General features: G+C 69.9%; 28 protein-coding genes. 15 read left to right on the top strand and 13 right to left on the bottom strand.

The annotated features are described in order from the left end of the window. Window positions 1–460: 1,4-dihydroxy-2-naphthoate octaprenyltransferase (menA, locus tag ADBZ5U_RS03240; RefSeq protein WP_526262303.1), on the bottom strand; the 460-nt coding region annotated here is incomplete at its 3' end. After that, complete coding sequence (locus tag ADBZ5U_RS03235; RefSeq protein WP_526262301.1) at window positions 460–1086, bottom strand: DUF1345 domain-containing protein; 627 nt, start codon at window positions 1084–1086, stop codon at window positions 460–462. The genes ADBZ5U_RS03235 and menA, both read right to left, overlap by 1 nt. 68 nt (window positions 1087–1154) lie before the next feature. On the opposite strand from ADBZ5U_RS03235, the gene ADBZ5U_RS03230 reads away from it, so the two are divergent. Genes ADBZ5U_RS03230 through ADBZ5U_RS03220 form a run of 3 tightly spaced genes read left to right on the top strand, consistent with a single transcriptional unit; the run spans window position 1155 to window position 4907 of the window. Continuing rightward, window positions 1155–2285, top strand: coding sequence for an NAD(P)H-dependent flavin oxidoreductase (locus tag ADBZ5U_RS03230; RefSeq protein WP_526262299.1), 1131 nt, complete (start codon window positions 1155–1157; stop codon window positions 2283–2285). Between the two features lie 58 nt (window positions 2286–2343). Then, on the top strand, window positions 2344–3993 hold the full coding sequence (locus ADBZ5U_RS03225) for an amidohydrolase (RefSeq protein WP_526262297.1): 1650 nt from the start codon (window positions 2344–2346) through the stop codon (window positions 3991–3993). After that, a complete protein-coding gene (locus tag ADBZ5U_RS03220; RefSeq protein WP_526262295.1) occupies window positions 3990–4907 on the top strand; it encodes a CobW family GTP-binding protein in 918 nt (305 codons plus the stop codon). The genes ADBZ5U_RS03225 and ADBZ5U_RS03220 overlap by 4 nt, the downstream gene beginning before the upstream one ends. A gap of 30 nt (window positions 4908–4937) precedes the next feature. Here ADBZ5U_RS03220 and phoU read toward each other — a convergent pair whose 3' ends face one another. From phoU to ADBZ5U_RS03195, 5 genes are all read right to left on the bottom strand, one after another. After that, the gene (gene phoU / locus ADBZ5U_RS03215; RefSeq protein ID WP_526262293.1) at window positions 4938–5666 is read right to left on the bottom strand and encodes a phosphate signaling complex protein PhoU; all 729 of its coding nucleotides are present in this window, start codon (window positions 5664–5666) and stop codon (window positions 4938–4940) included. Between the two features lie 95 nt (window positions 5667–5761). Next, window positions 5762–6787, bottom strand: coding sequence for a sensor histidine kinase (locus ADBZ5U_RS03210; protein ID WP_526262311.1), 1026 nt, complete (start codon window positions 6785–6787; stop codon window positions 5762–5764). Beyond that, the gene (locus ADBZ5U_RS03205) at window positions 6774–7478 is read right to left on the bottom strand and encodes a response regulator transcription factor (RefSeq protein ID WP_526262291.1); all 705 of its coding nucleotides are present in this window, start codon (window positions 7476–7478) and stop codon (window positions 6774–6776) included. The genes ADBZ5U_RS03210 and ADBZ5U_RS03205 overlap by 14 nt, the downstream gene beginning before the upstream one ends. A 79-nt stretch (window positions 7479–7557) precedes the next feature. Beyond that, window positions 7558–8712: an o-succinylbenzoate--CoA ligase gene (gene menE, locus ADBZ5U_RS03200; RefSeq protein WP_526262309.1), complete on the bottom strand. Its 1155-nt coding sequence runs from the start codon at window positions 8710–8712 to the stop codon at window positions 7558–7560. Between the two features lie 14 nt (window positions 8713–8726). Further along, window positions 8727–9029, bottom strand: coding sequence for a DUF3349 domain-containing protein (locus tag ADBZ5U_RS03195; protein ID WP_526262289.1), 303 nt, complete (start codon window positions 9027–9029; stop codon window positions 8727–8729). Window positions 9030–9250: 221 nt separating this feature from the next. On the opposite strand from ADBZ5U_RS03195, the gene ADBZ5U_RS03190 reads away from it, so the two are divergent. The 3 genes from ADBZ5U_RS03190 to ADBZ5U_RS03180 are packed head-to-tail and all read left to right on the top strand — an operon-like array spanning window position 9251 to window position 11133. After that, window positions 9251–10516, top strand: coding sequence for an inorganic phosphate transporter (locus ADBZ5U_RS03190; RefSeq protein WP_526262287.1), 1266 nt, complete (start codon window positions 9251–9253; stop codon window positions 10514–10516). Between the two features lie 13 nt (window positions 10517–10529). Further along, complete coding sequence (locus ADBZ5U_RS03185; RefSeq protein ID WP_526262285.1) at window positions 10530–10814, top strand: hypothetical protein; 285 nt, start codon at window positions 10530–10532, stop codon at window positions 10812–10814. Window position 10815: 1 nt separating this feature from the next. Beyond that, window positions 10816–11133 carry a DUF3349 domain-containing protein gene (locus ADBZ5U_RS03180; protein ID WP_526262283.1) on the top strand — a complete coding sequence of 106 codons (318 nt, stop codon included), beginning with the start codon at window positions 10816–10818 and terminating at the stop codon, window positions 11131–11133. Here ADBZ5U_RS03180 and ADBZ5U_RS03175 read toward each other — a convergent pair. Genes ADBZ5U_RS03175 through fadD8 form a run of 3 tightly spaced genes read right to left on the bottom strand, consistent with a single transcriptional unit; the run spans window position 11130 to window position 13973 of the window. Further along, the gene (locus ADBZ5U_RS03175) at window positions 11130–11516 is read right to left on the bottom strand and encodes a VOC family protein (RefSeq protein WP_526262307.1); all 387 of its coding nucleotides are present in this window, start codon (window positions 11514–11516) and stop codon (window positions 11130–11132) included. The two genes, ADBZ5U_RS03180 and ADBZ5U_RS03175, sit on opposite strands and share 4 nt — an antisense overlap. Before the next feature lie 7 nt (window positions 11517–11523). Then, window positions 11524–12381 (bottom strand): SDR family oxidoreductase, encoded by an 858-nt coding sequence (locus tag ADBZ5U_RS03170; protein WP_526262281.1) that lies wholly within the window; start codon window positions 12379–12381, stop codon window positions 11524–11526. Then, window positions 12378–13973, bottom strand: a complete 1596-nt coding sequence (fadD8, locus tag ADBZ5U_RS03165) for a fatty-acid--CoA ligase FadD8 (protein ID WP_526262279.1) — start codon at window positions 13971–13973, stop codon at window positions 12378–12380. Before fadD8 ends, ADBZ5U_RS03170 begins: the two co-directional genes overlap by 4 nt. Window positions 13974–14141: 168 nt before the next feature. Here fadD8 and ADBZ5U_RS03160 point away from each other — a divergent pair, with 168 nt between their 5' ends. Both ADBZ5U_RS03160 and ADBZ5U_RS03155 read left to right on the top strand, forming a co-directional pair. Then, window positions 14142–15716, top strand: coding sequence for a long-chain-fatty-acid--CoA ligase (locus ADBZ5U_RS03160; RefSeq protein ID WP_526262277.1), 1575 nt, complete (start codon window positions 14142–14144; stop codon window positions 15714–15716). A 16-nt stretch (window positions 15717–15732) separates the two neighbouring features. Next, complete coding sequence (locus ADBZ5U_RS03155; RefSeq protein ID WP_526262275.1) at window positions 15733–16689, top strand: o-succinylbenzoate synthase; 957 nt, start codon at window positions 15733–15735, stop codon at window positions 16687–16689. Here the strand turns inward: ADBZ5U_RS03155 and ADBZ5U_RS03150 are convergent. Further along, window positions 16661–17374, bottom strand: coding sequence for a class I SAM-dependent methyltransferase (locus tag ADBZ5U_RS03150; protein WP_526262273.1), 714 nt, complete (start codon window positions 17372–17374; stop codon window positions 16661–16663). The two genes, ADBZ5U_RS03155 and ADBZ5U_RS03150, sit on opposite strands and share 29 nt — an antisense overlap. Window positions 17375–17492: 118 nt before the next feature. On the opposite strand from ADBZ5U_RS03150, the gene ADBZ5U_RS03145 reads away from it, so the two are divergent. The 5 genes from ADBZ5U_RS03145 to ADBZ5U_RS03125 all read left to right on the top strand — a co-directional run bounded on the left by ADBZ5U_RS03145 (window position 17493) and on the right by ADBZ5U_RS03125 (window position 21474). Beyond that, on the top strand, window positions 17493–18278 hold the full coding sequence (locus ADBZ5U_RS03145; RefSeq protein WP_526262271.1) for an alpha/beta fold hydrolase: 786 nt from the start codon (window positions 17493–17495) through the stop codon (window positions 18276–18278). A gap of 30 nt (window positions 18279–18308) precedes the next feature. Further along, window positions 18309–19943: a 2-succinyl-5-enolpyruvyl-6-hydroxy-3-cyclohexene-1-carboxylic-acid synthase gene (gene menD, locus ADBZ5U_RS03140; protein WP_526262269.1), complete on the top strand. Its 1635-nt coding sequence runs from the start codon at window positions 18309–18311 to the stop codon at window positions 19941–19943. 29 nt (window positions 19944–19972) lie between these two features. Continuing rightward, window positions 19973–20476 carry a DUF3592 domain-containing protein gene (locus tag ADBZ5U_RS03135; protein WP_526262305.1) on the top strand — a complete coding sequence of 168 codons (504 nt, stop codon included), beginning with the start codon at window positions 19973–19975 and terminating at the stop codon, window positions 20474–20476. Window positions 20477–20607: 131 nt separating this feature from the next. Continuing rightward, the gene (locus ADBZ5U_RS03130; RefSeq protein ID WP_526262267.1) at window positions 20608–20772 is read left to right on the top strand and encodes a hypothetical protein; all 165 of its coding nucleotides are present in this window, start codon (window positions 20608–20610) and stop codon (window positions 20770–20772) included. Window positions 20773–20784: 12 nt separating this feature from the next. Next, on the top strand, window positions 20785–21474 hold the full coding sequence (locus ADBZ5U_RS03125; protein WP_526262265.1) for a demethylmenaquinone methyltransferase: 690 nt from the start codon (window positions 20785–20787) through the stop codon (window positions 21472–21474). A gap of 24 nt (window positions 21475–21498) precedes the next feature. Here the strand turns inward: ADBZ5U_RS03125 and menJ are convergent, their stop codons facing one another. Beyond that, a complete protein-coding gene (gene menJ / locus ADBZ5U_RS03120) occupies window positions 21499–22755 on the bottom strand; it encodes a menaquinone reductase MenJ (RefSeq protein ID WP_526262263.1) in 1257 nt (418 codons plus the stop codon). 18 nt (window positions 22756–22773) lie between these two features. On the opposite strand from menJ, the gene grcC1 reads away from it, so the two are divergent. Together grcC1 and htpX are read left to right on the top strand one after the other, a co-directional pair. After that, window positions 22774–23781 (top strand): nonaprenyl/(2E,6E)-farnesyl/geranylgeranyl diphosphat synthase, encoded by a 1008-nt coding sequence (grcC1, locus tag ADBZ5U_RS03115; RefSeq protein WP_526262261.1) that lies wholly within the window; start codon window positions 22774–22776, stop codon window positions 23779–23781. A gap of 67 nt (window positions 23782–23848) precedes the next feature. Further along, the gene (gene htpX, locus ADBZ5U_RS03110; RefSeq protein WP_526262259.1) at window positions 23849–24715 is read left to right on the top strand and encodes a zinc metalloprotease HtpX; all 867 of its coding nucleotides are present in this window, start codon (window positions 23849–23851) and stop codon (window positions 24713–24715) included. A gap of 4 nt (window positions 24716–24719) precedes the next feature. Here htpX and ADBZ5U_RS03105 read toward each other — a convergent pair whose 3' ends face one another. Then, a complete protein-coding gene (locus tag ADBZ5U_RS03105) occupies window positions 24720–25760 on the bottom strand; it encodes a hypothetical protein (protein ID WP_526262257.1) in 1041 nt (346 codons plus the stop codon). Between the last annotated feature and the right edge of the window lie 256 nt (window positions 25761–26016).

Raw genomic sequence — 26016 nt, 5'->3', positions numbered from 1 at the left:
CCACCAGGCCGAAGAACACGAACACCGCGACCTCGCCGAAGCCGGCGTACCCGTAGGGCCGCGACCCACCGGTGTACAGCCATGCCCCGGCGATGCAGAGCACGCCGACGGCGATCAGCCACGGTGCGCTCAGCGCCGCCAGGACGATGCCCGCGACCGCGCCGATGCTCAGGCTCACCACCGCGGCGGTAAGCACCGCCCGCGGCGTGGCCAGTCGCGAGCCCACCAGGCGCAGCGGTCCGGCCCGGTCGTCGTCGGTGCCGCGGATACCGTCGGAGTAGTCGTTGGCGTAGTTGACACCGACGATCAGCGCCAGTGAAACGGCAAGCGCCAGAAGGGCTTTCCACCACACCGCCGAGCCGGCCCAGGCCGCCGCCCCGGTGCCGGCGATCACCGGGGCCACCGCGTTGGGCAGGGTGCGCGGACGTGCGCCCTCGATCCACTGCGCGACCCCTGCCATCAGCCGGCCAGTTCCAGGACGAGGTTGATGGTGCTCGCCAGCACCACCGCACCGAGCAGGAAGGACACCATCGCCTGGGCGAGCACCGCGCCGCGCATCGTCCGGCTGGTGATGTTGGTGTCGGACACCTGGTAGGTCATTCCGACGGTGAAGGCGAGGTACGCGAAGTCCAGATAGTCGGGCCGGTAGTGACCCGGCTGGTTGAAATCCACCGTGCCGGCTTCGCCGCCGCGGTAGTACAACTGCGCGTAGCGCAGCATGAATGTGGTGTGGATGGCGAACCAGGAGGCGATCACGCTGAGGATGCCGACCAGCGCCTCACCGAGGTGGCGATCGCGGCCGGACTCGGCGGCGAGCAGATAGCCCACACCGCCCAGGCTGGCGACACTGGCGATCAGCACGATCAGATGCGACAGCCGCGGTGTGCCGTCCTCGTAGCGTTTCCGGATGTGCTCGGCGGTCCGGTCGGAGTCCAGTGGCAGCACCAGCAACCAAGTCCACACCAGGTAGACGGCTGCCGCGGTGATCCAGCCGACCGCGGGGGAGTAGTGCCACTCGTCGCGGGCCACTCCGACGGCGACCGCGGCCAGCAGACCGAGCAGCAACGCGATGCTCACCCGAACCATGCACGGCAGCCTAGTGCCGCGACGGCCTGCGCCCGGCGCCGCTCCCGGACCGTGTCCATACTGGGCTGGTGAAGACAGAGATCTGCGAGCGGTACGGCATCGAGTTCCCGCTGTTCGCCTTCAGTCACTGCCGCGACGTCGTCGCCGCGGTGACCAACGCCGGCGGGTTCGGCGTCCTCGGCGGGGTGGCCTTCCGGCCCGACCAGCTCGAGCAGGAGCTGACCTGGATCGACGACCACGTCCACGGCAAGCCCTACGGCGTGGACATCATCGTCCCGGCCAAATACGAGGGCAAGGGCGAGAACCTCACCCGCGAGCAGCTCGCCGAGCGCATCCCCGCCGAACACCGGGACTTCATCAACGAACTGCTGCGGACCCACGACATCGAGGTCGAGGAGTTGCGGGTCGCCGGTTCGGCACTTTCCGGCGACACCGGCAAGGGACTGCTCGACGTCGCCCTCACCCATCCGATCAAGATGATGGCCAACGCCCTGGGTGTGCCGCCGGACTACATGATCGACGCCGGCAAGGAGCGCGGCATCCCGGTGGCCGCCCTGGTCGGCGCCAAGGAGCATGCCATCAAGCAGGTGCGGGCCGGTGTCGATCTGATCGTCGTGCAGGGCACCGAGGCCGGCGGCCACTGCGGCGAGGTCACCACCTTGGTGCTCATCCCCGAGGTGCTCGAGGCGATCGCCGAAATCCCCGGCGGCCGGGGCGTTCCGGTACTCGCCGCCGGCGGCATCGTCACCGGCCGCCAGATGGCGGCGTGCGTGGCGATGGGCGCGGCCGGCGCCTGGACCGGTTCGGTCTGGTTGACCACCGAGGAGGCCGAGACCGCGCCGTACACCAAGCAGAAGATGCTGGCCGCCTCCTCCCGCGACACCGTGCGCTCGGCCGGCCGGACCGGAAAGCCCTCGCGGCAGCTGCGCTCGGACTGGACCGACGCCTGGGCGCCCAATCCCGAGGGCCGTCAGCCGTTGCCGCTGCCGCTGCAGGCGATGGTGGCCGAACCGGCGCTGCGCCGGATCGACAAGCTCGCCGAGGGCGGCCACGCCGGCGCGCAGGCGCTGTCGACCTACTTCGTCGGCCAGGGCGTCGGGCTGATGAACAAGATCAAGCCGGCCCGCGAGGTCGTGCTGGAGTTCATCGAGGACTACGTCAGCGCCGCCGAACGGCTGTCCCGCACACTCGACGAGTGAGCCGGAGTCTGCCGGGAAACACCGCGCACACCACCGGGTGACCTTAGATTTGGACTCCGTGAACACGATTTTCACTGCGCGCAAGGTCGTCACGATGAACCCGGCCAATCCCGAGGTGCGGGCGGTCGCGGTCCGCGACGGGCGCATCGTGTGCGCCGGAAGCCTGGAGGAGTGCCGGGCCTGGGGTCCGGCCGACGTCGATGACCGCTTCGCCGACCACGTCCTGATCCCCGGGTTCGTCGAGGCGCACGGTCACACCGCCGACAGTGCCAGCGAGATGATGCCGTTCGTCGGCTACCACCCCTATCCGCTGTCGGACGGCAGCAGCACCGCGCCGATCCGCGGCTACCAGGACCTCATCGAACGCCTCAAGGCCGAGGATGCCCGGCTTCCGCCCGGAGAAGTACTGGTGGCCAACGGTTTTGACCCGATCTACTTCCCGGACCTGCCCCGGCTGTCCAGACGTGAACTCGACCGGGTGTCGACCGCCCGGCCCATCTTCATCCGGCACGCCAGCGGGCATCTGGCGACGGTGAACACCGCGCTGCTGGAGGCCGAGGGGATCACCAGGGAATCCCCGACACCGGGTGTGGGCCGCGACCCCGACGGAGAGCTCAACGGCGAACTGCAGGAAGCCCCGGCGATGAGCCTGGCCAAGTCGGCCTTCGACAAGCTGATGGCGGCCGGCCTGGGCGCCAAGCCGATTCAGATCCACGCCGCGATGTGCCGCAACGCCGGAGTCACCACGTCCACCGAACTCGTCGGCATGCTGCTGATCGCGCCGGACCAGGCCAAGATCTGGCAGGACACCGTCAACGACCCGACGTTCCCGGCGCGGATGGTGCTCTACAACCTGCCCGCCATGCCGGGCAGCGCGGTCGACTACACCGCGGTGGCCGAGGCCGCCGCGAAGTTGCGCGACATCGAGTCCGACAAACTGCGGGCGCCCGGTGTCAAACTCGTCGCCGACGGGTCGATCCAGGGCTGGACGGCGGTGGTCAACGAGCCCGGTTACTTCACCGGCGAGGACCACGGGCTGCTGTTGTTCTCTCCGGAGGACCTGCTCGGCGCGGTGCGGGCGTTCCACGCCCGAAAGCTCAACGTGCACTGCCACTGCAACGGCAACGGCGCGGGCGAGGTGTTCATCGACGCCGTCGAGGAGGTGCTGCGCACCGACGCCTGGCTGGATCACCGCCACGTGCTGCAGCATTCGCAGATGACCACCGCGGCCCAGTACCGCCGGATGGGGCGGCTGGGCATCTGCGCCAACATCTTCACCAACCACATCTGGTACTGGGGAGACCAGCACTACGAACAGACCATGGGCCCCGAGCGTGCGCGCGGAATGTGGGCCTGCCGTACGGCGCTGGACTCGGGCGTTCCGCTGTCGTTCCACAGCGACTCCGGGGTGACTCCGATCGGTCACCTGATGACGATGTGGTGTGCGGTCAACCGGGTCACCCCCAGCGGCAGGGTGCTGGGCGAGCACGAGAAGATCAGCCCCTACGAGGCGTTGTACGCCGCCACCATCGGCGGGGCGTTCCAGTTGCGCATGGACCACGAGATCGGTTCCATCGAGGCCGGGAAGTTCGCCGACTTCGCGGTGCTGAAGGACTCTCCGCTCGACGTGGACCCGATGGGAATCCGCGACATCGAGGTGTGGGGCACCGTGGTCGGCGGCCAGGTGTTCCAGGCCGCGCGCGGGTGAGTCGGCCCATCCCGGTCACCGTCATCGGCGGCTATCTGGGTTCGGGCAAGACGACCCTGCTCAACCAGGTGCTCGGCCAGGCGGCGGGACGCCGGATCGCGGTGCTGGTCAACGACTTCGGGGACATCGGCATCGACGGCGACCTGATCGCCGCCGCCGACGGCGACACCATCACGCTGACCAACGGCTGCGTGTGCTGCATGATCGGCAGCGATCTGATGACGGCGCTGTGGTCGGTTCGCGACCGCGACGACCCGCCCGATCACGTCATCATCGAAGCCAGCGGGATCGCCGACCCGGCCCCGATCGCCCACCATGCGCTCACCCCGGGCTTCGACCTGGACGGCGTCGTGGTTCTGCTCGACGCCGAGACGGTGCGGCGCCGGGAGCGCCATCCCGTGGTGGGCCGCACCATCCGGCGCCAACTCGCCGCGGCCGACGTGCTGGTGCTCAACAAGACCGACCTGGTCGGCCCCGACCAACTCGCCGACCTCGACGCCTGGCTGGACCGTGCCGCCCCGGGCGTGCCGGTGCTGCACGCCCGCGACGGTCGGGTCGCGGTCGGCGCGCTGGTGGGCTTCCGGCACGACGCCGCACCCCCGCCCGGCGATCCCGGCCACGACCACGACTACGTCAGCGCCGGCCTGACGCTGGACCGGCCGATCAATCGGTCGGATCTGGAACGATTCCTCGACGACCTCCCCGCCGGGGTGCTTCGCGTCAAAGGTATTGTCCGACTGGATGATTCGCCGGACCTGCGCACCGTCGTCCACCGGGTGGCCAGCCGCCGCAGCATCGGCCCGGCAGGGCCCTGGCGGCCGGGGGAGTCCGGTCGCCTGGTGGTCATCGCGCTGGCCGGCACCCCGCTCGACGCAGCCGTCCCGCCCGCATGGCGAGGCGGGGGCGGCGGGTGATCCGATCGTTGTCGACGAGGGCCGCGCCCGTCAGGTCGCCGCGCGCCGAACCCTCGCCGGCTGGCTGCCGGCGTGCCACTGCTGACACACGGGCTCCCGGGCCTCGGTCCACCCGCCGGCCCCGAGTTGGCCGGTGGCCGCGAAGATCACCCGGCGGGAGATCTCCACGGCGTGGTCGGCGAACCGCTCGTAGTAGCGGCTCAGCAGGGTGACGTCCACCGCGGCGGTGGTGCCGTGCGTCCACCGCCGGTCCGTCATCTCGCTGAACAGGTGGCGGTGCAGGTCGTCCATCGCGTCGTCCGCGTCTCGGATGTAGCGCGCCCGGCCCAGGTCCAGTGACTCGATCACCTGCCTGGCGTTGTCGCCCAGGTCGACGGCGATCCGGCCCATCTCGGCGAAGTAACCGCTGACGTCCTCGGGGACGGCGTGCCGCGGATGGCGCCGGCGGGCGCTCTCGGCGACGTGCAGGGCCAGTGCGCCCATTCGCTGGATGTCGGCGACGATCTGGATGGAACTGACGACCGTCCGCAGATCCCGCCCGACCGGCGCCCGCAGGGCCAGCAACGCCAGGCCGGCCTCCTCGGCCGTGGCGCCGGCGGCGGTGATGTCCTCGTGGTCGCCGATCACCTGTTCCGCCAGCACCAGATCCGCGTGCAGCAGGGCGCGGGTACCGCGCTCCATCGCAGTGCCCGCCATCCGGCACATGGCTGCCAGCTGACCGGTCAGACCGGCGAGCTGGTCACCGTAGGCGGACCACATGAGTTCCGAGGGTATGGTCCGTCGGGTACCGGACGACGGCCGGCGCGTGAACGTCACGTGAATGGCTGTCTACATGCTTGCGCCGGACGTGCTGGTCAGTCGGCGGCCAGCGGCAGTCGCACCTCGAAGCGGGCGCCGCGGTCCAGATTGTGCGCCGACAGCGATCCGCGGTGGGCCCGGACCAGGCCCGCCGCGATCGCCAGACCCAGACCCGAGCCGCTGGGCAGCGAGGAATCCGAGCGCGGCACACGGTCGTTGGAACCGCGGTAGGCGACGTCGAACACCCGCGGCAGGTCGGTCTCGGCGATCCCCACCCCGGTGTCGTCGACCCGCGCCCACGCGCCCTCCCGGTCCGCCCCGACCGTGAGTTTCACCCTGCCCCCGGCCGGGGTGTGCGCGATCGCGTTGGCGACCAGGTTGGACAGCACCCGCACCAGAGCGCGATCGCTGCCGATGACCCGGACCGCGGTGGCGGGCAGTTCGGCCTCCAGCGCCACCCCGGCCCGTTCGGCGGCGATCCCGTGGGCGGACATCACGTCGTCGACCACCTCGTCGAGGGCCACCCGGTCGTAGGGTGCGTTCACCGCCCCGGCGTTGATCTTGGCCATCTCGAACAGGTCGTCGACCATCTCCTGCAGGCGGATGCTCTCGTGCTCGATCCGTTTGGCCTGCACCCGGACCTCGTCGTCGCTGACGACGCCGTCGGAGATCGCCTCGGCGAGAGCGCGGATGCCGGCCAGCGGGGTGCGCAGATCGTGGCTGACGAACGCGACCAACTGCCGGCGGGAATGTTCGGCCGCCGCCTCCGCGTCCTGGATCTCCTGCTCCCACACCGTCCTTCGGGCGAGAAAGCGGGCCATCATCACCGCCGACGGGACCGTGACCACCGCCACGATCAACAGCACTATCGCGATCGCCTCGAAGTCCGGTTCGGTCATGAAACGGCTGGCGCCGAACACCCCGGCCAGGGTGGCCAGGGTGGGGATCAGCACCAGCGCCACCATGCTCACCGTCAGCGACCACGCCCGCGCGAGCCGGATCACCAGCCCACCCAGCAGCACCACCGGCAGCGAACAGCCCAGCGCCAGCAGGGCGTCCCGAAGCAGTTCAGGCAGTGGCACGGTCACCGCCGCCGGCCTCACCCCGCCACAGGTAGCCGCGGCCCCAGACAGTCTGGACGCGATGGTGGTGGCCGAGCTTGGAGCGCAGCCGCTTGACGTGGACCGTGACCGTCGACAGGTCGCCGAAGTCCCAGTTCCACACCCGCTTGAGCAACTCCTCGCGGGAGAACACGGTGTCGGTGTGCGTCATGAAGAACAGCAGCAGGTCGAATTCCCGGTTGGTCAGCCCGACGGGTGCGCCGCCGATCGTCACCGACCGTGACGCGGTCGACACCGTCAACTGGTCCACCGTGATCTCCAGCGGCACCGTCGACGGGGCGGCCGGGGCGCGGCGCAGCACCGAGCGGACCCGCAACGCCAGTTCGCGCGGGCTGAACGGCTTGGTGAGGTAGTCGTCGGCTCCGGCCTCCAGGCCCGCGATCCGGTCGTCCTCCTCGCCGAGGGCCGTCAGCAGGATCACCGGCACCGTGTAGTCGCCCCCCTGGCGCAGGGTGCGGCACAGCGACAACCCGTTGGGACCGGGCATCATCACGTCCAGGACCGCCACGTCGATGCGCTCGGTTCCCAGCACCCGCAGCGCCTCGTTGCCGTCCCCGGCCACCCGCACCTCGAGTCCGTCCCGCTCGAGGTAGCGCCGGACCACGTCGCGCACCACGGCGTCGTCGTCGGCGATCAGGACCCGCGCGGCCATGTCAACGAGAGTAACGGTGATCCCGCCGCAACCCGCCCTGACGTAATGCTCTCGTCATTGCCGGCGCCGTTTCCCGGCGTCAGCTCGAGAACCGGTCGCGCAGTGCTCGCCGGTCCAGTTTGCCGATGCCCCGGCGGGGCAGTTCGTCGACGATGTGCAGTTCCCGGGGCGCCGCGGTGGCATCGAGCGACAGCGACACGAACTCCCGCAGTTCGGCCAGGGTCGGGGCGGGCGCCGAGCGGGGCGTCACGACCGCCGCCGCGACCCGCTGACCCAGCCGGTCGTCGGGCACGGCGAAGACCGCGCATTCGGCCACCGCGGGGTGGAGGTTCATCACCGCCTCCACCGGACCCGGCATGACGGTGAGGCCGCCGGTGCTGATCGCGTCGTCGGTGCGGCCCAGCACCGACAACCGGCCGTGCTCGTCGAAGCAGCCGAGGTCCTCGGTCCGGAACCAGCCCGGCTCGCCGAACGGGTCCGGGCCCGAGGGGGGGTTCCGGTACCCGCTTGCCAGGGTGGCGCCGCCGATCAGGACACGCCCCTCCCCGCCCGGGCCGGGATCGTCGATGCGCACCTCCACCCCGTCCAGGGGGATGCCGTCATAGACACAGCCCCCCGCGGTCTCGCTGGACCCGTAGGTGCGGACCACCCTGATTCCGGCGGCGGCCGCGGCGTCGAGCACCGGAGCCGGCGCCGGGCCGCCGCCGAGCAGCACGGCGTCCAACTCGGCCAGCGCGGCGGCCGCGGCCGGATCGGCCAGCGCCTTGGCCAGTTGGTTGGCCACCAGTGAGGTGTAGCGCCGGCCGGACCCGAGTTCGGCCACCGCGGCGGCCAACCCGGCGGGGTCGAAGCCTTCCGAGACGTCCAATTCCACCGGGACCGTGCCGGCCAGGATGCTGCGGACCAGGATCTGCATCCCGGCGATGTGGTGGGCCGGCAGGGCGAGCAGCCATGTTCCGGGGCCGCCGAGGCGGTCGTGGGTGGCCGAGCCGCTTGCGATCAGGGCGGCCGAGGTGAGCATCGCGCCCTTGGGTGTTCCGGTGGTGCCGGAGGTGGTGACCACCAGGGCGACGTCGTCGTCGATGTCCTCGCCGACCCGCAGCGACGCGGTCAGCAATTCGCTCTCCCGGACGTCCGCGCCCGGGACCGGCGCCAGCGGCGCGTCCCGGCCGTCCAGCACACCCTCCAGCGCGGCCAGCAGCGACAGCGCCGACGGGCCCGGCGGGATGACCAGCGCGCGCAGGGTTGCTATCCGGCCTCCCCGGCCTCGCGCGGGTCGTCCAGCGGCCAGCCGAACGCGGCCAGTTTCGCCCGGACCCGCTCGACCTCGGCCGGCCTGGGCACTTGGTCGGTGAGTCGAAGGATCTCCGCCCCGATGTCGACGAGTCCGGGTTCGGGGAGATGCCGCAGTTGGCGCGCGACCGCGACGATCTCGTCGGCGGTCAGGCGCCGGGAGAGGATGGCCAGGATCGGCAGGTAGTCGTTGTGCGGGACCCCGTTCGGGTAGCCGAACCGAAGCCACGACACGATGCTGGTGAGGAATCGGCTCACCGTGTCCCCTTCCAGATTGCAGACGCTCTAAATCTTAGGGTCCGGCGCCCCCGCGCGCCGGGATATTCCCCCGTTCCCGGTCATTCCGTCGACGCCCGGCGGTACGCATGGTGAACGACGGATGAATTCCTTGTCGGAAAGGGTAAAGGCGCAGGTGGGCGAAGGTCACCAGTTCCCCGGGGAACTACCCAAAAGTCTTCGGGTGACCGCAGAATGAGGCCATGGGCACCGAGATGATCATCCTGGTTCTGTTGATCGCCACCGCGTTGGCGTTCGACTTCACCAACGGGTTCCACGACACCGGCAACGCCATGGCGACCTCGATCGCCACCGGCGCCCTCAAGCCCAAGGTCGCGGTGCTGCTGGCCGGCGCCCTCAATCTGGTCGGCGCGTTCCTGTCGGTCGAGGTGGCCCTGACCGTCACCACCTCGGTCCTGAAAGTCCAGGACACCAAAACCGGGGCCTTGCTGCCGGGAATCGACGCGTCGATGGGCCTGACGATCATCTTCGCGGGCCTCATCGGCGGCATCCTGTGGAACCTGCTCACCTGGCTGTTCGGCATCCCGTCGAGTTCCTCCCACGCCCTCTTCGGCGGCCTGATCGGCGCCGGTCTGGCCGCACTCGGGACCAGCGGCGTCAACTGGTCCGGCGTCACCCAGAAGGTTCTGATCCCCGCCGTGGCCGCTCCGGTGATCGCCGGCGTCGTCGCGGCCTGCGGAACCTGGCTGGTCTACCGGATAACCCGCAACGTCCTCAACCGACGCCGCGAAACCGGCTTCCGCTGGGGTCAGATCGCCACCGCCTCCCTGGTCGCGCTGGCGCACGGCACCAACGACGCGCAGAAGACGATGGGCGTCATAGCGCTCGCCCTCATCACCACCGGGCACCTGACCGGAGACGTCAAGAACGACGGCCTGCCGCTGTGGATCATCGCCAGCTGCGCCCTCGCCATCGCCCTGGGCACTTACCTCGGCGGCTGGCGTGTCATCCGGACCCTCGGCAAGGGCCTGGTGGAGATCGATTCGCCGCAGGGCCTGGCCGCCGAGGCTTCGTCTGCTGCGATCATTCTGACCTCCAGCGCGGCCGGCATGGCGCTGTCCACCACCCACGTCGCCACCGGATCCATCCTCGGCAGCGGGGTCGGCAAGCCCGGTGCGCAGGTTCGGTGGTCGGTCGCGGGACGGATGGCCGTCGCGTGGCTGGTGACCCTGCCCGCCGCGGCCCTGGTCGGCGCACTGTCCTACGGGCTCTCGGTTCTCGTCAAGGATCTGACCGGCTCGCGTCTCGCCGGCGACGGAGTGATCTTCGCGATCCTGGTGGCGACCTCGTTCTACATGTGGTGGCGTGCCCAGCAGCAGAAGGTCGACCACAGCAACGTCAACGCCGACTGGGACGACTCGACCAATTCCGTGGTGCCGGCCGACGTCCGCGAGGCCAGCGGGAAAAACGTCCGGGCCGCCAAGACCAACTCGAAGCTCTCGGTCTGAAAGGGGACGACCAATGCATTACCTGGAATCGATCTTCAAAGTTCTCGTCGTGGGGCTGATCCTGGGCGCCGGGCTTCCCGCCGTCTTCGCGTCCGGGATGCTGGCCTACTCGCACGGCGCCGGCGGTGAGGAGGCCGACCATGTCATCCACAAGCCGAACCCCCCGCTGAAGTACCTCGGAATCCTGCTGTTCCTCTTCGTCGCCGTCGTGATCGTCACCGCGGTCGCCTGGATCACCCGGGGGACGATCATCCATCACTTCGGGGTCGACCTGTTCCCGATGTTCCCGAGAAAGTGAGATGACGGTGTCGGTTCAACACCAAGGAAGCTTCGTCGACAACGTCGTCGGATGGCTCCACCAGGGCTTCCCTCACGGCGTGCCGCAGACGGACTATTTCGCCCTGCTGGCACTGCTGATGCGGTCGTTGAGCGAGGACGAGGTGATCAGAGCCGTGCAGACGATCGTGCGCCAAGCGGATGTCGACACGCCGGTGACCGAAGAGCAGATCCGCGTCGCGATCAAACAGGTCATCGAGAAGGAACCCAACCCCGAGGAGATGTGCCAGGTCGCCGCGCGGCTGGCCTCGGTCGGCTGGCCACTGGAGAACGGCCGCTAAATCGGACCCGCCCGTCGCATCGGGTGGCTCTCCGGGACCTGCACGAAGATCAAGGTGACCCCGTCGGGGTCTCTGACGTGCATCTCGTGCAGCGTCCACGGTTCCTGGCGCGCCTCCCGCGCGATGGCGACGCCCCGCTCCCGTAGCTGCTCCTGTACCGCGTAGACGTCGCGGACCTGTAGCCACAATGCGCCGGCGGAGCTGCCGCCGGCATCGTCGGGCCGGCCGTGGCCGGCCAGCTCGATCAGTGACTGGCCGGCGAAAAATACTGTGCCACCGGGATATTCGCGGGCGATCGCCAGGCCCAGGCTGTCTCGGTAGAAGGTCAGCGCACGCTGGTAGTCCGCGGGCCGCAGCAGCATCCGGCTGGCGAGAATCTCCATGGTCACCTCAATTCGGTTGCATACGTTGACGTTTGAGTACCGCGTTCAGCACCCCGGGTGCGACGACGTCAAGTGCCCGCGCGCTGACCCCGAAGCGCGGCGCGATCCGCACCGGCCGGTGCCGGGCGGCGTCGATCATCCAGTCCGCCGCCTCCCGCGAACTGAGCGCGGGCATTCCGCGGTACTCCTCGGTCGGCGCGATCATCGGGGTGGCGACCAGCGGGTAGTACAGCGTGGTGGAGTGCACACCGCTGCGTGCCCACTCGGTTTCGATGACCCGGCTCACCGCGGACAGTGCGGCCTTGGAGGCGTTGTAGACACCGAACAGCGGCGAGGCCTCGCTGAGCACGCCCCAGGTCGCGACGTTGATGATGTGGCCGTCGCGGCGCTCGATCATCCCCGGAGCCAGACCGCGGATCAGCCGCAGCGGCGAGTAGTAGTTCAAGGTCATGGTCCGTTCGACGTCGTGCCATCGGTCCAGCGACTCGGCCAGCGGCCGGCGGATCGAGCGGCCGGCGTTGTTGACCAGGATGTCCACCCCGCCGAAACGGTTCTCGACGGTCTCGACCAGTTCGTCGACCGCGTCCAGGTCGGCCAGATCGCAGGTGATCGTGGCGGCGGTGCCGCCGTCGTCGGCGATCCGCTGGGACAACGCCTCGAGCAGTTCGGCGCGCCGGGCCACGGCGATCACCTCCGCGCCCTCGGCCGCGAACCGTTCCGCGCCCGCCTCACCGATCCCGGAGGACGCCCCGGTGATCAGCACCCGCTTTCCGCGCAGCCGGATCCGGGGCGTCGTGGGCACCCGCAGTGGCGGCCGCATCCCCGTCATGGCGATGGTCTCGGTGAGCTTGCGGCGCAGCGTCACCCGACGGCCCTATCGGAGCCGGCCCAGAACGGCGCGCGCACGGCTTTCTTGTCCGGCTTGCCCAGCGCGGTGACCGGGATCGAATCGACCACCACAACCTGTTTGGGGGCCTGGACCGACCCCTTGCGCTCTCTGACCACGGTCTGGATCTCCGCGGTCAGGGCCGCCATCGAGTCGGCGTCGGCCGGCCGGCCGGGCCGCAACACGATCACCGCGGTCACCGCTTCGCCCCACTTCTCGTCGGGGGTCCCGATCACACACACCTGTGCCACCGCGGGATGCTCGGCGACGACGTCCTCCACCTCGCGGGGGAAGACGTTGAAGCCGCCGGTGACGATCATGTCCTTGACGCGGTCGACGATGTGATAGAAGCCCTCGGAGTCCTCGCGCGCCATGTCGCCGGTGTGCAGCCAGCCGTCCCGGAACGTCTCGGCGGTGGCCTGCGGAAGGTTCCAGTAGCCGCCCGCCAGCAGCGGCCCCGACACGCAGATCTCCCCGGGTTCCCCACGGGCAACCGGGTTTCCGTCGGTGTCCAGCAGTGCGACGCGGGCGAACAGCGTCGGCCGGCCGCACGAGGTGAGCCGCTTCTCGTCGTGATCGCCCTTGGCCAGGTAGGTGATCACCATCGGCGCCTCGGACTGCCCGTAGTACTGGGCGAAGATCGGGCCGAACCTCTCGATCGCCTCGGCCAGCCGCACCGGGTTCATCGCCGAGGCGCCGTAGTACACCGTCTCCAGCGACGACAGGTCGCGGCTGTGGGAGTCCGGGTGGTCCATCAGCGCGTAGATCATCGACGGCACCAGCATGGTGGCGGTGATCCGGCGTTCCTCGATGACCCGCAACACCTCGGCCGGGTCGAACTTGGGCAGCACGATCATCTCGCCGCCCTTGACGATGGTCGGGATGAAGAACGCCGCCCCGGCATGCGACAGCGGGGTGCACATCAGGAACCGCGGGTGCTGCGGCCACTCCCACTCGGCGAGTTGCGCCGTCGTCATCGTCAGGATCGAACCCACCGTTCCGATCACACCCTTGGGCTTGCCGGTGGTTCCGCCGGTGTAGGTCAGCCCGCCGATGTGGTCGGGCGGGAGTTCGGCGGCGGCCAGCGCTTTGGGCGGGTATTTGGCGGCCGCGGCGATCAGGTCCACTCCCACTTCGGCCAACTCGGTGGGCACCGGCCCCAGCGTCAGCACCTGCCGCAGCGACGGGACCTTCCCCAGCAGCCCCACCGCCCGCTCGACGAACATCGGGTTGGGGTCGATGATCAGCGACGTCGCGCCCGCGTCGGACAGCACGTAGGCGTGGTCCTCCAGCGATCCCAGCGGATGCAGCGCGGTGCGCCGGTAGCCCTGGGTCTGTCCCGCCCCGATGATCATCAGCACCTCGGGCCGGTTGAGCGACAGCAGCCCGACTGTCGCTCCGGTGCCGGCCCCGAGAGCCTCGAACGCCTGGATGTACTGGCTTATCCTCATCGCCAGTTCCCCGCCGGTCAGGGTGGTGTCCCCGAGGAAGAGCACCGGCCGGTCCCTGTTGCGTCTGAGCGCGCCGACCGTCAGGTGGCCGGAATGCAGCGGATGGCGGGCATCGGTCATGGTGCAACATTAGAACGTGTTCCAGTTCCGGGCCAGGGACGAGTAACTCCGATGACGTGCTGTTCGCCGCACCCGTTGACCGGCTGGAGATGGTCGCGGACGACAAACGGACAACCGATTGCGGCGAATCCGTGGAGAGTCCAGCCCGGAGATGGCACGCTACTGGCTGTGGAGACACTTGCCGAACCCCGTTTTCTCGATGACCGGCCGGCGCACTGGGCGGCCAGCCAACCCGACTCCGTCGCCGTCATATACCTCGACCGGACTTGGACGTGGGCGCAGTTCTACGACCGCATCCGCCGGTTGGCGGGTGCGCTCTCCGAACGCGGGATCGGCCGCGGTGACGTGGTGGCCTTCCTGGACAAAAACCATCCGGCCTGCATCGAGACGACGATAGCCGCGGCATCTCTGGGTGCGGCCACGGCGATCGTCAACTTCCGGTTGGCCGGCTCGGAGATGGACTACGTCATCAACGACTGCGGCGCCAAGGTCGTCATCGTCGGAGCCGAACTCAAGGACCTGATCGACGCGATCCGTGGCGACCTCAAGCACGTCGAGCACGTCATCACAGTCACCCCCGACGGCGGCGAGGGTGACGAGTACGAGGCGATGCTGGCCGCTGCCACCCCGCGCGACCGCGGCGCTGACGTCACCCCCGAGGACGTCTGCGTGATCATGTACTCCTCCGGCACCACCGGAAACCCCAAGGGAATCAGGCTGTCTCAGGCCAACCTGGTGGGCCACACCCTGAACGCCGGCGGCGCCTTCGCCGACTTCGGACCCGCCGACATCAACATGGTGTCCATGCCGCTGTTCCACGTCGGCGGTTCCTCCTACGCGCAACTGGGTATCAACGCCGGCATTCCGAGCTACATGACCCGCGAGGTCGAAGGTGCGACACTGGCCGGGGCCATGCTCGCCGGCACCACTCGCACCTTCCTGGTACCGGCGGTGCTGGCCAAGGTGATGGAAATGGGACCAGACGCCATCAAGCTGTTCAACCGGCTGCGCACATTCGCCTACGGGGCTTCCCCGATGCCGCCGGCCCTCCTCAGGCAGGCCCTGGAGGCCTTCCCCGACACCGACTTCGTCCAGGTGTATGGCCTTACCGAAGTGTGCGGCGCGGTCACGGTGCTGTCCCCGCAGGCGCACCGCGACGAATCCCGCCCCGAGCGGCTCACCAGCGCCGGCCAGCCCGTGCTCAAAGTCGAGGTGAAGGTGGTCAACCCCGATACCCTCGAGGATGTTCCGCAGGGCCAGCCGGGTGAATTGTGGTTCCGCACACCGCAGTTGATGGAGGGCTACCACAACAAGCCGGAGGCCACCAAGGAGGCGATCACCGAGGACGGCTGGTTCCGCACCGGTGACATCGGCCGCCTCGACGACGGCGGGTTCGTCTTCGTCGAGGACCGGCTCAAGGACATGATCATCTCCGGCGGCGAGAACATCTACTCCGTGGAGGTCGAGCGGGCGCTCACCGACCACCCCGCCGTGATGGACGCCGCGGTGTTCGGCATCCCCGACGACAAGTGGGGCGAGTCGGTCAAAGCCGTCGTCGAACTCTCCGCGGGTCAGCAGGCCACGCAGGAGGAGTTGATCGCCTGGTGCAAGGAGAGGCTGGCCGGCTACAAGTGCCCGCGCAGCGTCGACATCACCGACGTGCTGCCGCGCAACCCCACCGGCAAGCTGCTCAAGAGGGATCTGCGCAAGCCCTACTGGGAGAACCGCGAACGCGCCATCTGACCGCGCGGCGCGCCCGGTGATGCCGTCGCTCGCCGACGTGCTGGACCGCCTGCACGTCGTCGCGCTGCCGATGCGGGTCCGGTTCCGCGGCATCGCCGCGCGGGAGGTCGCGCTGATCGACGGCCCGGCCGGCTGGGGTGAGTTCGGCGCCTTCCTGGAATACCCGCCGCCGGAGGCCGCGCACTGGCTGGCGTCCGGGATCGAGTCCGCCTACGGCCGAAGGCCGTCGCCGCGGCGGACGCGCATCCCGGTCAACGCCACCGTGCCGGCGGTGGCCCCCGGCCGGGTCCCGGAGGTGCTGGCCCGCTTCCCCGGCGCCACGACGGCGAAGGTCAAGGTCGCCGAGCCGGGGCAGACGCTGGCCGACGACGTGGCCCGGGTGAACGCCGTGCGCGCCGCGGTGCCGACGGTGCGGCTGGACGCCAACGGCGGGTGGAGCGTGGACGAGGCGGTGACCGCGGCGCACGCCCTGACCGCCGACGGCCCGCTGGAGTACATCGAGCAGCCCTGCCGCACGGTCGCCGAACTCGCCGAGGTCCGCCGCAGGGTCGGGGTCCCGATCGCGGCCGATGAGAGCATCCGCAAGGCGCAGGACCCGCTGGCGGTGGTGCGGGCCGGCGCCGCCGACGTAGCGGTCCTGAAGGTGGCCCCGCTCGGCGGAGTCACCGCGATGCTGGGCATCGCTGAGGAAATCGGCGTCCCGGTGGTGGTCTCCAGCGCGCTGGATTCCGCGGTCGGCATGGCCGCCGGACTGGCCGCCGCGGCCGCGCTGCCGCGACTCGACCACGCCTGCGGGCTGGGCACCGGAGCCCTGTTCGTCGAGGACGTGGCCGAGGTGACCGTCGTCGACGGGTTCCTGCCGGTGGACGCCGTCGTCCCCGACCCGGACCGGCTGTCGGCCCTGGCCGCGCCGGCCGGCCGGAGTGACTGGTGGGTCGCCCGGGTTAAGGACTGCTGGCCCTGGCTGGGGTAGGCGGGGAACTTCTGCGCTCGAAGATGTAGAAGTCGGCGAAGCTCGTGTTGTCGGGATCGTCCCCGGTGTGCGGGAATCTGTTCGGCACTCGTTCGATGAGTTTGAAATCGGGTCCGTGTGTGTCGATCCATCGGGTGAATTCACGATGACTCACATGTGGATTCGGCCGGGGCCTTTCGGCATTACTCGAGTAGACGATGACGTATCTGTCCGCAGAAGCCAGCAGCATCCGCATGTACGAGTGGAAGACGTCGTCCTCGACGAGGTGGTAAATGACGTCGAGCGAGAGGGCAAGATCGGCCCGGTGTTTTCCAGTCACCTCCGTGGTGTGCAGGAACCGCTTCGACGGATCCGTCGCGAACCGCTTCCTCGCGGCTGCGACAACGGTCGGCGACACATCTACTCCGGTGTAATGCGGATAACTCGCCAACTCCAGTTGCGCGCCATCGCCGGAACCGAATTCGATGACCGTCTCGATCCCGTTGGCGGCGACGAAATCGTTGAGTATCTCTGCCTTGAATTCGGCGAGCCGGTTGTACGATCCGGCGCCGGAGTTACCGCCGCTGCGGTATCGGTCCTCCCAGTAGGCGGCCGAATCGAATCGGGGCGGGCCGGCCAGGAGTCTCCTGGCTCTCGCAAAGCCAAGTCTGAGCGGATTCGCTCGGTCGGGCGGCGGGAGGTTCAAACCAGCCTCCGAATCACGTGCGATGAAAAGAATTCGGGACGAGCGTGATCTTACAAGGCTTGGTCGCGGTCGAAGGCGGGCATTTGTCAGGCGATCGCCCCGGCGCTACCGTCGCGCGGTGACCAATCTGGCCTACGACGACACCGGCGCCGGTGAACCGGTGCTGTTCATCGCCGGCACCGGCGGGGCCGGCCGCACCTGGCACATCCATCAGGTTCCGGTCTTCCTCGAGGCGGGCTACCGCTGCATCACCTTCGACAACCGGGGTGTCGGGGCCACCGCGGACGCCGAGGGGTTCACCACCGCCCAGATGGTCGCCGACACCGTCGACGTCATCGAGACGGTCATCGGCGGCCCCACCCGGGTGGTCGCGTTGTCGATGGGCGCCTTCGTCGCCCAGGAACTGATGCTGGCCCGGCCCGATCTGGTCCGGCAGGCGGCGCTGATGGGCACCCGCGGCCGCATCGACGCCACCCGCATCGCATTCCGGACCGCCGACCTGGAACTGGCCGACGCCGGCATCGAGTTGCCTAACGGTTTCGCCGCGAAAGTCCGTGTCCTGGAGAACTTCTCGCCCAAGACGATCAACTCCCCGGCCGTGGACGAGTGGTTGCAGATGTTCACCGCGTTCCCGCTCAGGTACAGCCCCGGCTGGCGGGCCCAACTCGGTGTCGCGCCGGTGGAGGACCGGTTGCCGGCCTACCGGGCGATCGCCAACGAAGTCCTGGTCATCGGGTTCGCCGACGACGTGATCACCCCCCCGGCGTTGGGCAGGGAGGTGGCCGACGCCATCCCCCGGGGCCGTTTCGTGCAGATCGCCAACACCGGCCACCTGGGCTTCCTGGAGCGTCACGACGCCGTGAACAAAGCCGTGCTGGACTTCTTCGCCGGAACGCTCAGATAGCGCCCGAGGGGGTTGTGCCACCCTGTAGGGGTGAATCCCTCGACGACTCAGGCCCGTGTGGTCGTCGACGAACTGATCCGCGGCGGCGTTCGCGACGTCGTGCTCTGCCCCGGATCGCGCAACGCGCCGCTGGCGTTCGCCCTCGCCGACGCCGACCGGGCCGGCCGGCTGCGACTGCACGTGCGCATCGACGAGCGCACCGCCGGCTACCTGGCCATCGGCCTGGCCGCCGGCAGCGGCCGGCCGGTGCCGATCGCGATGACCTCCGGCACCGCGGTGGCCAACCTGGGCCCGGCGGTGGTGGAGGCCAACTACGCGCGGGTGCCGCTGATCGTCCTGTCGGCGAACCGGCCGTACGAGTTGCTGGGGACCGGCGCCAACCAGACCATGGAACAGCTGGGCTACTTCGGCAGTCAGGCCCGCGCCGCGATCAGCCTGGGCCTCGCCGCCGACACCGACCGGCCCGAAGCGCTCGCCGCCCTCAACGCGCAGTGGCGATCGGCCACCTGCCGAGTCCTGACCGCCGCCACCGGGGCGCGCAGCGCCAACGCGGGGCCGGTGCAGTTCGACATCCCGCTACGCGAACCCCTTGTGCCGGAAGCCGATTCGAATCCCGACGACTTCCCGTCCGGCCGCCCCGACGGTAAGCCCTGGACCTACACGCCGCCGGTCACCTTCGACGAGCCCCTCGAGATCGACCTCACACCCGACACCGTGGTCATCGCCGGGCACGGCGCCGGCACACACCCCAACCTGGCGCACCTGCCGACCGTCGCCGAGCCCACCGCGCCGCACCCGGCCACCCCGCTGCATCCGTTGGCCCTGACCGGGCTGCGGCCCAGGCAGGTCGTCATGCTGGGCCGGCCCACCCTGCACCGGCCGGTCTCCGCACTGCTGGCCGATCCCCGGATCCCGGTCTACGCGCTGACCACCGGGCCGCGCTGGCCCGATGTGTCCGGTAACTCGATGGCCACCGGAACGCGGGCGGAGCCCGTCGGCACTCCCGATCCGGACTGGCTGCGACGCGCCCGGGAGGCCCACACACAGGTCACCGCGGTGGTGCGCGATCAACTGGCGGCACACCCGCTGACCACCGGACTGCATGTGGCCGCCGCGGTGGCCGCCGCGCTGCGACCCGGCGACCAGTTGGTGCTGGGCGCCTCCAATCCGGTCCGTGACGTGGCCCTGGCCGGCCTGTGCGTCGACGGCATCGCGGTGCGCTCCAACCGCGGGGTGGCCGGGATCGACGGCACGGTGTCCACCGCGATCGGCGCCGCCCTGGCCCATCCCGGCCGGACCGTCGCGCTGCTCGGTGACCTGACCTTCGTCCACGACGCGTCCGGCCTGCTGATCGGCCCCACCGAGCCCACCCCGGACGACCTCACCATCGTGGTGTCCAACGACAACGGCGGCGGCATCTTCGAACTGCTCGAGCAGGGTGATCCGCGGTTCTCCGATGTGTCCTCGCGCATCTTCGGCACCCCGCACGACGTCGACGTCGGCGCGCTGTGCCGGGCCTACCACGTGGAGGTCCGCCAGATCGAGGTCGGTGATCTCCGTGCCGCCCTGGACGAACCGCACGAGGGGATGCGGGTGCTGGAGGTTAAAGCCGACCGGTCCTCGCTGCGGCAGCTGCACGCCGCGATCCGGGTGGCCCTGTCTTGACGGGGCGGCGCATCGGCAGGGTGCGTGCACTGCCGGCGGTGCTCGCCGGCCGCGATCCCGACGTGCCGGACTCGTTCGATCGGCGGTGTTCACTCCTGCGCTGGGCCAAGATCGTGGTGTGGGTGCTGATGGCCATCGTGACACTTCAATCGGTCCTGTTGGTGGCCGGTGCGTGGCGCAACGACCGTCGGATCGAACGCAATCTCGGGGTCGCCGAGGCCGAGGTGCTCTCCGCGGGGCCGCGTCGCTCGACGATCGAGTTCGTCACCGCCGACCGGGTGACCCACAGGCCCGAGCTGGGAGTGCTGTACCCCTCGGAACTGGCGACCGGAATGCGCATCTACGTCGAGTACGACAAGAACGACCCCGATCTGGTCCGGGTGCAGAATCGCAGCGCCACGCTGGCGATCGTCCCGGCCGCTTCCACCGCGGCGGCGGCGTGGCTGATCGGCGCGGTGCTGATGGCCGGGCTGCTCCGTCTGGAACGGCGCCCCCCGATTCCGCAACAGGCCGGAAACACAAAGTTCATCTGAATTGTTGGTAAGAGCTCTTTCGTCCCGGCATCCGGCGGAGCACACTTGGCGGTAGGGCCGGGGCCCCGAAACTCTAACCAGCACAATAAGATTCGATTGCGTTATTAATCACTGGGGAGGAGGCGTCCGACATGGACGACGATTCGTTTCGCCAGGATTTGCAGGTCTTTGCCGTTGAACTCCGGCAGTTGGCCTACACCATGCCGGCCGGTCACGAGGACCGGCTGATCAATCTCAGTGAGCGAATGGTGGACCGGAGCCGACAGATCGCGGAGGCCGGCAAGCGTCACGCTTGATAGCGTCTGGGGATGAGTCGCGCATCCCTGGACAAGAACCCGCGCGATGTGGCGTCGATGTTCGACGGGGTGGCCCGCCGCTACGACGTCACCAACACGGTGCTCTCGCTGGGCCGGGATCGGCACTGGCGCCGGGCCACCCGGGACGCCCTGCGGATCGCCCCCGGACAGGCGGTGCTGGACCTGGCCGCCGGGACCGCGGTGTCGACCGTGGAACTGGCCAGATCCGGCGCCTGGTGCCTGGCCGCGGACTTCTCGGTGGGCATGCTGCATGCGGGTCGGCGCCGGGCTGTCCCCAAGGTCGCCGCCGACGCCACCCGTCTGCCGTTCGGCGACGAGTCGTTCGACGCGGTCACCATCAGCTTCGGCCTGCGTAACGTCGTCGACTTCGACGCGGGCCTGCGGGAGATGGCACGGGTGACCAGGCCCGGCGGCCGGCTGGTGGTGTGCGAGTTCTCCACGCCGACCGTGCCGGTGTTCGCACAGGTCTACAAGGAGTATCTGATGCAGGCGCTGCCCAGGGTGGCACGCGCGGTGTCGAGCAACCCGGAGGCCTACGTCTACCTCGCCGAGTCCATCCGGGCCTGGCCCGACCAGGCGGGGCTGGCCCGCAGGATCGGAGAGGCCGGCTGGTCGGAGGTGCGCTGGCGCAACCTCACCGGCGGGATCGTCGCCCTGCACGGCGCGGTCAAACCGGGATAGACGTCCTCGCCACCGTGCCCGGCCTCAGCTGAACGGCTTGCGCCGATCCGCCAGACGGGAGCCGGCGCCGGCCACCCGCCAGGCCCGGGCCACCAGGTCGGTGTCCTGCTCGCTCACCAGATTGGCCATGACGCGCACCGCGACCTCCATCAGCGCCGGGTGGCGCATGGCCCTCGGGCCGGTCATCGGCAGGAACCGTGGCAACGTCAGCAGCAGCGCCAGTCGCCTGGCCACCGAGAAGCCCCGGCCGTAGTGCGTCTGCAGCAGCGCCGGCCACGCCCGGGCCGTGTCCGGGGCGCCGATCAGGTCGGCGGCCAGGCGGCCGGTCTCCAATCCGTAGTCGATGCCCTCGCCGTTGAGCGGGTTCACGCAGGCCGCGGCGTCGCCCACCACCATCCAGTTGGGCCCGGCCACCCCGGACACCGCCCCGCCCATCGGCAATAGGGCGGTGGACACCGCCCTCGGCGGCCCGTCCAACCCCCAGGCGTCCCGCTTCAACTCGGCGTAGTGCCCGATCAGCGGGCGCAGCGCCACGTCGGCGGGACGCTTGGCGGTGGCCAGCGCTCCCACTCCCAGGTTCACCTCGCCGTTGCCCAGCGGGAAGATCCAGCCGTAGCCGGGCAGCACCTGCCCGTCGACCGCACGCAGTTCCAGATCCGAGTAGATCCACGGCTCCGCGGACCGGGGAGAGCCCAGGTAGGCCCGGGCGGCCACGCCGTACACCGTCTGCTGATGCCATTGCCGGCCCAGCAGCCGGCTCAGCGTGGAGCGTGCCCCGTCCGCCACGATCAGCCAGCGGCAGGCGACCCGGCGACCATCGGACAACACCACCGCGCCGACCCGCCCGGCCGGATCGCGTTCGACGTCAACGGCTTTGCAGCCCAGCAGCATCGACGCCCCGGACGACTCGGCTGCCTTGCGCACGCGGTCGTCCAGTTCGGTTCGGGGCACCGCGGAACTGGCGCCGGGGAACGACGAGCCGGGCCAACGCACCTCGACCTCGCCGCCGAACCCGGCCAGCCGCAGCCCGTCGTGGCGGATCTGCCCGTCGAGCCAGTCGCCGAGGCCCAGCCGCCGCAGTTCCACCACGGCCCGCGGGGTCAGCCCGTCGCCGCACGCCTTGTCCCTGGGGAACTCGCGGGCGTCGATCACCAGGACCTCGTGGCCGGCCCGGGCGGCCCAGGCGGCGGCCGACGAGCCCGATGGTCCCGCGCCCACGACGACGACGTCGGCCCCGATGCGCGGTGCCAGGTCGACCTCAGATGCAAGCGGTTCCACCATGACCAGTATCTTGGCACCGTGATCACACCGGCGAGCATGGTGGCAGGAGTCGAACTCGGCGACCCGGTGTTCGCCCAGAGTGTGCGCGACGGCGTCGCCCGGGTGGAAGACCTGATCGCCACCGAGTTGCGCGGCGCCGACGACGTGATGGCCGAGGCGGTCATCCACCTCTTCCAGGCCGGCGGCAAGCGGTTCCGGCCGCTGTTCACCGTCCTGTCCGCCCACGTCGGCCCCGATCCGGACTGCTGGGAGGTCACCACCGCCGGCGCCGTCATCGAACTGGTGCACCTGGCCACGCTGTATCACGACGACGTCATGGACGAAGCCCAACTGCGCCGCGGCGCCCCGTCGGCGAACGCCCGGTGGGGCAACAACATCGCGATCCTTGCCGGGGACTATCTGTTCGCCACCTCGTCGCAGTTGGTGGCCCGGTTGGGCACCGACGCGGTGCGCATCATCGCCGAAACCTTCGCCCTGCTGGTGACCGGGCAGGCGCGCGAGACCAAGGGCGCGGCGGCCGGTGACGATTCGGTGTCGCACTACCTGAAGGTGGTCTCGGAGAAGACGGCCTGCCTGATCGCGGCCGCCGGCCGCCTCGGCGGGACGTTCTCCGGCGCCCCCGTCGACCAGGTGGAGCGGCTGGGCCGCATCGGCGGGATCGTCGGGACGGTCTTCCAGATCTCCGACGACATCATCGACATCGAGAGCGATCCCGACGAGTCCGGCAAACTGCCCGGCACCGACCTGCGCGAAGGGGTCCACACCCTGCCGGTGCTGTTCGCCCTGGCCGAGACCGGGCCCGCGGCCGACCGGCTGCGGACGCTGCTCAAGAGTCCCCTCACCGACGACGACGCGGTCCACGAGGCCCTGACGCTGCTGAGGGCCTCCGGGGGGATCGCCGCGGCCAAGGCGACCGTCCAGCAATACGCCGCCCAGGCGCGCGCCGAGCTGGCCCAGCTGCCCGACGTGCCCGGACGGCGGGCGCTGGCCTCGCTGGTGGACTACACGGTTACCCGACACGGTTGACCCGATCCGGAACTCTCGTGGCCGCCCGAGGCGTTACTCTGCCGAGAGCCGTCTGAGGAGGACCGAGATGACCTGGCACCCCACCGCCAACCGGATGAAGACCTTTCTGCTCCTGGTGTTGATGTCGGGGCTGATCGTCTTCGTCGGCGGGCTGTTCGGCCGCAACGTGATGTACCTCTCGGTTCTGATGGCCATCGGCATGAACGCCTACGTCTACTTCAACAGCGACAAGCTCGCCCTGCGCGCCATGCAGGCCCAGCCGGTCACCGAGGTGCAGGCGCCGGAGATCTACGCCATGGTCCGGGAACTGGCCACCGCGGCCCACCAGCCGATGCCGAGGCTGTTCATCAGCGACACCGCCAGTCCCAATGCGTTCGCCACCGGCCGCAACCCGCGCAATGCCGCCGTCTGCTGCACCACCGGCATCCTGAACATCCTCGACGAGCGCGAACTGCGGGCGGTGCTGGGCCACGAGTTGTCCCACGTCTACAACCGCGACATCCTCATCTCCTGTGTCGCCGGCGCGATGGCGTCGGTGATCACCGGCCTGGCCCAGATGGCGATGTTCACCGGCATGCGGGGCGGCGGGCGCCAGGGCGGCGTGAATCCCCTTGCCATGCTGCTGGTTTCGCTGCTGGGTCCGTTCGCCGCCACCGTCATCAAGATGGCGGTCTCCCGGTCGCGGGAGTACCAGGCCGACGAGTCCGGCGCGCAACTCTCCGGCGACCCGCTGGCGCTGGCCTCGGCGCTGCGCAAGATCAGCGGCGGGGTGGAGCAGGCCCCGCTGCCGCCGAGCCCGCAGCTGGCCGATCAGGCGCACCTGATGATCGCAAACCCGTTCCGTTCGGGCGAGCGCATCGGCAAGCTGTTCTCGACCCACCCGCCGATGCAGGACCGCATCGCGCGGCTGGAGCGAATGGCCAACGGCCAGTAGCCGATTACGGGCTCGGGCTCGGGTTCGGGTTCGGGCCCGGGGAGTCCGCCGGCCCGGGCGGCTTGACCGACGCACCCGGCTTGAGCGCCTTGCCGACCGCACCGGTCACGGCATCGACAGCCGAATCGAGTGCGTCCTTGACCTTGCCGAGGACCGGGAAGTTCGGCTTCTGGCCGTCGGACCCGCCGGTGCCGCCGGCGCCGGCGTCGGAGTCGGGGCTGAAGTCCATCGGGGGCCGCACCACGTTGATCCGCGGGCCGCTGCCCTTCCCCGGCTGGGCGGCGTCCGGGCCGTCGGGCTCGGGTGCGATCGGCCCGGGATCGAAGCTCGGTGCGGTGTTCTCTGGCGACGGCTCCATGGACGGCGTGGACGGCGTGGACGGCGTGGGCGGGGGCGCCGGCGCCACCGAGGGGGTCGGCGGCGGCGGCGGGGCGGCGAGCACCACCGGGCTGGAGGTCGGCACCGGCGGAAGCAGGGCCTTGACCTCGTCGGGCAGCACATCGGTCAGGGTCTTGTAGGCGACCACGGTCAGGTCGTTGATCTTCTGGACGATCGCCACGACGCCGTCGGGGTAGGTCACCGTGGTGATCTTGGTCGTCGGGTCGGTCTTGCAGCTCACCGATCCGGTGCAATCGACCTCGCCCTGCGGGCTGACCACCGGCTTGACCGGGAGGATCGCCGCATCCTTGAGGGCCGGGGCCGCCGTCGGATCGACGAACGGCATCGGGCTGGGCTGGGTCGGCGCGGCCGTGGCTCCGGCCTCGAAGGCGGCCCGGATCGGGGAGTCGGGAATCTGGGCGCTGGGGCTGGTCGGCCCTTTCAACAGGGCGGTGATTTCGGAGGCGCCGTCGGCCGTGACGTCGCCGACTGCGAAGACGTCGGCCGCGCCGGCCGGGCTGAACACGTCCATCGGGCCGCCGAAGCCGGCGTGGACGAAGCCGTCGGGGGTCTGCGATGTGGAGGCCAGCACCATAAAGCCCGCGGCCACGCCGAACGCGGCTGCGCCGGCACGCAGCCCGTCCTTGACGCGGCGACCAGGCGACATGATCTCTCGGCCTCTCAGCTTCTCCTAATGGCAATCATAGATTAGGCCATGCCGATCCGTGTCGAAGACCCCGTTTTCCTGGCGATTCCACTTCGGTACGGTGTCGCGACCATCCTCAGACTAACGCCCGGCGGGTCGTTGCGCGCGCCGGCCGCGGCGCCTCGCCGGGACGCCAAACCCGGTGCCGGGGGTCCTGCCGCAGCGGCCTCAGAAGGGCGTGCCGTCGACCTCGTGGCCGGGTTTCTGCGCCATCAGG

It is taken from the genome of Mycobacterium sp., from assembly GCF_040398885.1.
Lineage (GTDB): Bacteria > Actinomycetota > Actinomycetes > Mycobacteriales > Mycobacteriaceae > Mycobacterium.
Note: the sequence above shows the minus strand (reverse complement) of the source record. Positions and strands in the feature narration are given on the sequence as shown.

Coding starts and splice junctions, on each gene's coding strand:
- ADBZ5U_RS03190 (WP_526262287.1), top strand. CDS start 9,251: ATGGGCACCGAGATGATCATCCTGGTTCTGTTGATCGCCACCGCGTTG.
- ADBZ5U_RS03235 (WP_526262301.1), bottom strand. CDS start 1,086: ATGGTTCGGGTGAGCATCGCGTTGCTGCTCGGTCTGCTGGCCGCGGTC.
- phoU (WP_526262293.1), bottom strand. CDS start 5,666: ATGTGGTCCGCCTACGGTGACCAGCTCGCCGGTCTGACCGGTCAGCTG.
- ADBZ5U_RS03130 (WP_526262267.1), top strand. CDS start 20,608: ATGGACGACGATTCGTTTCGCCAGGATTTGCAGGTCTTTGCCGTTGAA.
- htpX (WP_526262259.1), top strand. CDS start 23,849: ATGACCTGGCACCCCACCGCCAACCGGATGAAGACCTTTCTGCTCCTG.
- ADBZ5U_RS03105 (WP_526262257.1), bottom strand. CDS start 25,760: ATGTCGCCTGGTCGCCGCGTCAAGGACGGGCTGCGTGCCGGCGCAGCC.
- menJ (WP_526262263.1), bottom strand. CDS start 22,755: ATGGTGGAACCGCTTGCATCTGAGGTCGACCTGGCACCGCGCATCGGG.
- ADBZ5U_RS03185 (WP_526262285.1), top strand. CDS start 10,530: ATGCATTACCTGGAATCGATCTTCAAAGTTCTCGTCGTGGGGCTGATC.
- ADBZ5U_RS03175 (WP_526262307.1), bottom strand. CDS start 11,516: ATGGAGATTCTCGCCAGCCGGATGCTGCTGCGGCCCGCGGACTACCAG.
- ADBZ5U_RS03205 (WP_526262291.1), bottom strand. CDS start 7,478: ATGGCCGCGCGGGTCCTGATCGCCGACGACGACGCCGTGGTGCGCGAC.
- ADBZ5U_RS03125 (WP_526262265.1), top strand. CDS start 20,785: ATGAGTCGCGCATCCCTGGACAAGAACCCGCGCGATGTGGCGTCGATG.
- ADBZ5U_RS03180 (WP_526262283.1), top strand. CDS start 10,816: ATGACGGTGTCGGTTCAACACCAAGGAAGCTTCGTCGACAACGTCGTC.
- fadD8 (WP_526262279.1), bottom strand. CDS start 13,973: ATGACCGATGCCCGCCATCCGCTGCATTCCGGCCACCTGACGGTCGGC.